At 67.5% G+C, this 6,000-nt stretch carries 4 protein-coding genes and 1 pseudogene; 4 read left to right on the top strand and 1 reads right to left on the bottom strand.

Annotated features, from left to right (window positions below):
- Both CKO41_RS13020 and CKO41_RS13015 read left to right on the top strand, forming a co-directional pair.
- Positions 1 to 221: pseudogene (locus CKO41_RS13020) on the top strand (ISNCY family transposase); the annotation flags it as partial.
- 460 nt (positions 222 to 681) lie between these two features.
- The gene (locus CKO41_RS13015) at positions 682 to 1,293 is read left to right on the top strand and encodes a hypothetical protein (RefSeq protein ID WP_200255460.1); all 612 of its coding nucleotides are present in this window, start codon (positions 682 to 684) and stop codon (positions 1,291 to 1,293) included.
- 264 nt (positions 1,294 to 1,557) lie between these two features.
- Here the strand turns inward: CKO41_RS13015 and CKO41_RS13010 are convergent, their stop codons facing one another.
- Positions 1,558 to 2,211, bottom strand: coding sequence for a response regulator (locus CKO41_RS13010; protein ID WP_338115584.1), 654 nt, complete (start codon positions 2,209 to 2,211; stop codon positions 1,558 to 1,560).
- Positions 2,212 to 2,787: 576 nt separating this feature from the next.
- On the opposite strand from CKO41_RS13010, the gene CKO41_RS13005 reads away from it, so the two are divergent.
- Entirely contained in the window at positions 2,788 to 4,335 is a 1,548-nt protein-coding gene (locus CKO41_RS13005) for a PAS domain-containing sensor histidine kinase (RefSeq protein ID WP_200382589.1), read from the top strand.
- Between the two features lie 169 nt (positions 4,336 to 4,504).
- Positions 4,505 to 5,887, top strand: a complete 1,383-nt coding sequence (locus tag CKO41_RS13000) for an SGNH/GDSL hydrolase family protein (protein ID WP_200382587.1) — start codon at positions 4,505 to 4,507, stop codon at positions 5,885 to 5,887.
- Positions 5,888 to 6,000: the final 113 nt, after the last annotated feature.

Raw genomic sequence — 6,000 nt, 5'->3', positions numbered from 1 at the left:
CGCGCTTTCAGCGCCTGCGCCGGCGCCACTCGGCGGTGGAGTCGGCGATCAATGCGCTGGAGGCCCACGGCCTGGACCGCTGCCCGGATCACGGCCTCGACGGCTTCATGCGCTACGTCGCCTTGGCCGTGGTGGCGCGCAACCTCCATCGCCTCGGGGCGATCCTGCTGGCCAACGACAAGGCGGAGGCCGAGCGGCGCCGACGAAAACGCGCCGCCTGAGCGCCTCGCGCGGGCCATCGGGGCCGATCCGAGGGACAGGTCTGTCCAATGGACGCGGAAGATGAAAATAATTCCCATCGCCGCCCCGTATTCCTCGCTGACGGCCTCGAACCGAATGAAAATCCACCCCCGCGGCGGCATGAGGCGAGCGGATTTTTTGAATTCAAAGGGGTTTTCTTCCAGGCACAAACTACGAAACACGCGAAACACGCGAAACACGCGAAATACACGAAAAGGCAGAATATACGCAGGAGAATTCGGGGTTTTTTCGCGACTTTCGCGCATTTCGTAGTTTCTTGTCTTCCGCGTGCTTGTATCGTTTGTTTTTGCACCGTTCCTAAGCGACGCCTCACAGAAAACCAACGAGAACCGCGAGGTAAACGAAGAACCCTAGATTCGACTCACTGACGTGCACCAAAGATTCCGTTCGCGACGACCATGCATTTCCAGGGAAGCAACCATGAAGAGAATCGCGTTCGCTGCGGCACTTGCGACACAAGCGGCGCTATTGTCATCCCCGTCTCTGGCGGACGATCTCATGCCGCTGGAGCGAGGCCAGGTCTTTACGTTCCAAAGAACCGACGACGACGGATTGAACGAGAGATTCCACTATGTCGCAGCACGGGAGTTCGTCGAGCCGTGCAACGGCAAGACCTACCGTCTTGGCTTCGTCGGCAACGGCCAAGGCATCGAGCCATTCCCGCTCCGATCGACGACCACGAAACTGTACGCCCTTCAATCGGATTCCTGTACCGAGCGGTTACTGTGGCAGGATGCCCGGGTCGGCACCTCCTGGTCGTATGACGACGAGGACGGCCAGCCCATCTATGTCACGATCGAGGCCGTCGATGAGACCGTGACCGTGCCCGCGGGCACGTTTCATGGCGCCATCAAATTTCGCCTCACCAAGCCGGCTTGGGGTTCGGATTGGGCGGAATGGATTCAGCCGGGCTTCTTCATGCTGAAGATGGAGGACTACAGCGAGCCACCCTACGTGGTGGAGGAACTCGCGGAATTCCGCCGGCTCGGCCGAGGGGCCGACTCGTTCGAGGCGTTCCTGGAGACCAAGTAGGCGGCCAGGCGCTCGCGCCGCGTGGACGAAAACGGCCGCGCCTTCCAGTCCCCCGCACCGGCACCGCGAATCCTTCAAAGTGCCGGTGCGGGCAAGGATGCGTCTTAAAAGATTGCCCGGATGGCAATCCTTCAAGGTCCCCTGGAGGTGCCGGTGCCGAGGTCCCTACCGACCGATGAGATCGAACGCCACCCTTCGGCGCGGCCTGCGACCGGCGAACGGGGTGAACCGCGCCTGCGGCTCGGGAGTTTGGCACCCGGCAGCTCAGCGTTGGCTCAGCTCCCATTCGACGGCGCGCCGCACCAGCTCGGTGGCCTTGGCGATGCCGAGTTTGCGCTTGATCTTGGCGCGGTGGGTCTCGATCGTCTTGACGCTCAGGTGCAGCCGTTGGGCGATCTCGACGGTCGAGAGGCCCTGGCCGATGAGGCGCACGACCTGCAATTCGCGGTTCGTGAGCTGATCGAGCCCGGGCTGGCCGGTCGCATCGCACCCGCGACGCGCGCCGCCGAGGACGAGTTCGGCAATGGCCGGGCTGAGATAGGGTGCGCCCCCCAGCACCTTGCGCACGGCGTCGATCAGGACCTCGGGGGCGGCCTGCTTACTGACGTAGCCCAAGGCCCCCGCGCGGATCACCCGTTCGGCGAAGACACGCTCGTCGCGCATCGAGACGACGAGCATCTTCAGCGCCGGGGCATGCCGCTTGATGCGCTCGACTAGGACCAGACCGTCGCCGCCGTCCGCCAAGGCCAGGTCGATGATGACCAGATCCGGCCGGCCGCGGCGCAGCGTCGCGAGCGCCTCCTCGACACCGGTCGCCTCCGCACTGACGATCAGGTCCGGTTCCCGCTCGATCAGCCCCTTGATACCCTCGCGAACGAGCGGATGGTCGTCGACGACCATGATCTTCCATTCATCCACGTCAGCCCCCTGTTCATCAAGCACTTGTACGCCCAACCGACACGACGGCAGCCACCGGGCAGGACACCGGCGCCGCCGGGCGGCGCCACGACCGTGACGAGGGCGCGGTAACATCAGGGATTCCCTGATTCTTTTCACCGTCTTTTGATGCGACGCTAGTCTCGCACGGTTCGATCAGGGTTTCCGCATCTCGGTGACGGGCCGCCGTCCCGCGGGGCCAACCCTGATCCCCGACGAGTGGCTGGTGCCGCAGGATGCCGCACCACCCGCGGCGCTCGGATGCGCCGCGGCTTTCAACCGCCGCCGGCGGTTGAAAGCCGCGGCATCGGCAGACGACCGTTCGCCGGTGTCGCGTCGCAGGAGTACAAGGAAGGGGCCAGGGACGACCCCAAGGAAGAATTCCTGCGACACCCCCATCCCCACCACATGCACGCCCCTCGCCGCGAGGACCGCCTCGCGAATTGGTCTCCGGCCGACCTTACCCTTATCATCGGGCTCAATGAACCGTCGACCTGCAAGGCCGATGGTCATCCAGTCCGCGCCCGCCCTGCTCGGCGGGCGCCAGGAGGCCTGGCGTTGCCCACCAAGAAGCAAGAAGAACGGGGGCGGCGCGCGACCACCATCCAGTCCGCGCAGGCCGCGGCGGCCCGGTATCGCGCCTTGCTCGACCATGCCCCTTTCGCGCTCCTCGTCGTCGACCGACACGGGATCATCATCGAGTCCAGCCCGGTGGCCGATCGGCTCCTGGCGCCCTGCGCGGCGCCGGACCGCGGACGGACGATCGACAGCCGGGATTGGGTGATCGTCGATCGGGCCGGTCGACGCATGGCCCCGGCCGCCTACCCCGCGGTGCGGGCGCTGCGCGAGCGCATCCTCGTGCAGGAAGAGATCATCGGTTGCGTGGGCGAGCAGGGTCGGACGGCCTGGCTCAGCGTCACCGCGGTACCGCTGCCGAGGGGGCACCAGGGCGACGCCTCGGGGGTGCTGGTCACCCTCCGGGACGTGACGCGACAGCTCGATCTGGAGTCGATGCCCGACCAGCTCGCCAGCGCCCGCGAGGCCGAGCGGCGATTTCGCCAGATGGCCGAGGGGCTGCCGGTCATCGTCTGGATCGCGAAGCCGAACGGGACGCGCGAGTTCTTCAATCGGCACTATGCCGATTTCCTCGGACTCGACCCCGCCGAGGTCACCGGGCAGGAGCACGAGTGGCGCCCCTTCATCCACCCGGACGACGTCCGCCCCTATCTGGCGCTCTTCAAGACCAGCCTACGGCGAAGGCGGCCGTTCGAGGCCGAGTTCCGCGGCCTTCGCCACGACGGCGAATGGCGCTGGATCAAGAGCCACGGACGGCCCTGGTGGGCGCCCGACGGCGAGTACATGGGCCTGGTCGGCGCAACCTTCGATATCACCGACCGCAAACAGGCCGAGCTCGCGCTTCAGGAGTCGCACGCGCGTCTGCGCGAGCACGCCGACGCGCTCGCCCGCCTCGCCTCGCAACTGGTCCTGACCGAGCAGCGGGAACGGGAGCGGTTCGGGCAGATCCTGCACGATCGCATGCAGCAAGACCTGCTCGCCGTCAAGTTCAAGCTCCACGCGATCCTGCGCGACAGCGCCGAGGACCACAGACAACCCCTGTCGGACGCGATCGCGCTGGTCGATCGGTCGATCAACACCTCGCGCACCCTCCATGCCGACCTGAGCCCGGCGTTCCTGCGCGAAGGCAGTTTTCACGTCACGCTGGCCTGGCTCGCCGAATCCTTCGAGCGCGATCATGGGCTGCGCGTCGCGACCGACCTGGCCCACGACGCGATCATCGAGCGCGAGGAGCCGCGCGTCGTGATCTTCGAATCGGTCCGCGAGGCCTTGCTCAACATCGTCAAGCATGCCCGCGTGGACCAGGCCGAGATCCAGATGCACCGCGGCGCGGACGGGCGAATCGGCGTCTGCGTGAGCGACCAGGGCGTCGGCTTCGCGCGCGCGCCCGACCACGCGCCCGGGCCGAGCGGCAACGGCCTGCGCATGATCGAGGAGCGGCTCGGCCTCGTCGGCGGCGCACTGCGGGTCGAGAGCCGTCCAGGCGCCGGCACACGGGTGCACATGTCACTCCCGCCGCAAACCGATTGAGGCGGCGGCAGGCCGCGACCATCGCGGGCGAGTGGCGGCCGACGGGGTCGATACGCCGTGGTGCATGGCCTACCGATGCCGAGCGGCCGCGGATGCACGGCGAATCGCCCGAGCGAGGGCTATCCTTGGGACATCATCGAGCGCTGCCACGTCGGCGACAGGGGCGAACATGTCCGATATTCCGAACCCGAACCCCGAATTGATGGTCATCGGCGATTCGCTGGCCCAGGGCTGCCGCACGCTGAGCGTCTCCGACGAGCTCTGCGCCCAGTCCTACGCCTGCCTCATCGCCCGCGCACAGGGTTGGGCATTCCGCCACCCGCGCCTCCCCCGACCGGTCCTGTTCGACCTGGAGCGGGAGATCCGAGACCTCAGTCTGCTCGGCGTCGCGGGCGGTCTGCGACGGTTGCGAGACAACCTGGCGGGCTGGCGGCAGGACCTCGCCGGCCGCGGCCCAGGCGACCTGCCGGCGGCGTTCGACAACCTGGCCATCGCCGGCGTCACGATCGATGAGATGAACGATCTCACGGCCGGCGAGGCGCGCACAAGGCTGCAAGATGAGCTGTTCCCGAAGATGATCGGCCAGCCGATCCGGGAGCTGTTCCCCTTTGTCGACGAGGCGCACCTGGCGATCAACACCGCCTTCGTCCTGAACCCTACCGGGGCACCGGAGTGGGCCGGGCTCACGCAGCTCGGTTGGGTCGAGCGCCGCCGGCCACGGCGGCTGATCGCCCACTTCGGGCACAACGACGGCCTCTATCCGGTCGGCGCCGACGCGGACACGAGGCCGTTCGACACCCGCTACGACGCGACCCTCGCCGCCTACGAGGCGACCCTCGACCGGCTCGCCGCACTGCCGCCCGAGGTCACCCTCATCGTCATCGTCCTGTACCCGAAGATCGGCGCCGTCGCGAACCTGGATCCACACGGCCCGCGGGATCACCACGGCTACGCCGAGACCTACCGCACCCGCTTCCCGCTGCCCGGCAAGGAGCTCACCGGCCGCGAGCTGCGCCGGATCGACCAGCGAATCGCGGACTTCAATCGGGCGGTGCGCTGGCACATCGCGGGGCTCGCCGATGCGCGGCGCTTCCGAATCGTCGACGCCTACCGCATCCTGGACGCCTACGACTACAAGAACACCTACGATGCCCGCCGCCAGATCGCGATCGGCGACACCCGGATCGACAATCGGTATCTGACCGGGCGGATGCGCCGCGTCGGCCGGCCCGGCGGGCCACGCCCGCCCAGATACGAATTCGACCACGGTGGGCTCCAGAGCCTCGACGGCATGCACCTCTCGGCGGTCGGCTACGCGGTCCTGGCCTGCGAGATCATGGACACGCTCGGCTTGGACTACGACCGGGCGAAGATCCTGGCCCGAGCGTTGCGCGACGAAGACCTGATCTCCCGCTACAACGGCAACATCCACCGCCTCGGCTACCTCCTCGACACGATCGAGGACCTGCGGCCCACCGAGCAGGGCGACGAGGAGCTGTCCTTTTCGACGATGCTGGGCGTGCAGGGGGCTGTGTTCCGGCGCGACGCCTGAGCCCACGCGCGCCCAGCGGCGCCCAGATCGGCACGATTCGCCGGGCCAGCGGCGAGCCTGAGCCCACGCGCGCCCAGCGGCGCCCGGGCGCGCAGGCCGGCGCGGCGGATATG

The sequence above is a fragment of the Thiococcus pfennigii genome (assembly GCF_016583835.1).
Taxonomy (GTDB): domain Bacteria; phylum Pseudomonadota; class Gammaproteobacteria; order Chromatiales; family Chromatiaceae; genus Thiococcus; species Thiococcus pfennigii.
Note: the sequence above shows the minus strand (reverse complement) of the source record. Positions and strands in the feature narration are given on the sequence as shown.